Here is a 1005-nt window from a genome sequence, read left to right as displayed (position 1 = left end):
TTGACAAGAATCAGATTCCAAATATGCAAAACGTCAATATTGAGCGTTTTGAATCAATCAACGAAGAAAATATGGCTGAACAGATACTGAAGATGGGTTTCAAAAAGTATGACGACGCAACATACTATGAAACCGTGGGAACGGTGGATGGTAGGCGTTATGTCATGATATTTAACCCGGAAATGTTCAAAGATCAGAGAAAATCCCGAAAAGAACTGATAAAGAGAGCGAAAGACTATCTGGACAAGGAGAACAAAGCGTTGTCCAAAGCGAAAAAAAGCAGAAACAGAGACAAAACAAGAGGTAGAATTGACAAACAACTCACAACAATGAAAGCAAAGAACTTTGTGGACTATGATCTCGAACCTCTGGTAATAAAAGCAGAAGGGAAAGAAATTAACAGCTTCCACATCGTTCCAAAAGAAACAGATAATAACAGAGAAGCGATTAAGAAAGCAGAGCGAACCGATGGGTTATGGACAATTGTTACAAATACTACCGGTAACAAGGATGATAAGAACAGATTCACAGAAAAAAAACTGATTCAGGCATACCGAGACAAGAACCAGATCGAACAAGCATTCAAAGATGTGAAATCATTCATCAAGATACAGCCATTCAATGTCTGGACTCCAAAACACGTCAGAGCACATTACACAATATGCATACTCTCCTACCTGCTGGATATCACGATCGCAAACCGCCTGAAGGAGGTGGATATTGGAGTGAAAAGTACGCAAAAGGTGTACGATATATTGAAAGACGGGATAATCGGGAACATAACAATAAAAAGTACAGGCGACGAGTTTCTTAAGCTAATGAGTCTTCAATCACAGCAGAAAGAGATATTGAAGTTGTTTCAAAGCGAAAACATCGTAAAGAAGCGATATTTGAAATCAATAGGAATTAAGTGAAGAAGAATACGACCAAGAAACAGCGGAAATTTTAGAGGCATGCAGCCCCACGCTGCTGGTTTTGATTTTTGGGTGGGAAACTTGGGCTATA

General features: G+C 39.1%; 1 protein-coding gene. It reads left to right on the top strand.

Going from position 1 to position 1005, the window contains the following annotated elements; genetic code table 11:
- Window positions 1–914: transposase (locus K8S15_02085; protein MCD4774822.1), on the top strand; the 914-nt coding region annotated here is incomplete at its 5' end.
- Window positions 915–1005 lie beyond the last annotated feature (91 nt).

It is taken from the genome of Candidatus Aegiribacteria sp. (genome assembly GCA_021108005.1).
GTDB lineage: Bacteria > Fermentibacterota > Fermentibacteria > Fermentibacterales > JCC-6 > Aegiribacteria.
Note: the sequence above shows the minus strand (reverse complement) of the source record. Positions and strands in the feature narration are given on the sequence as shown.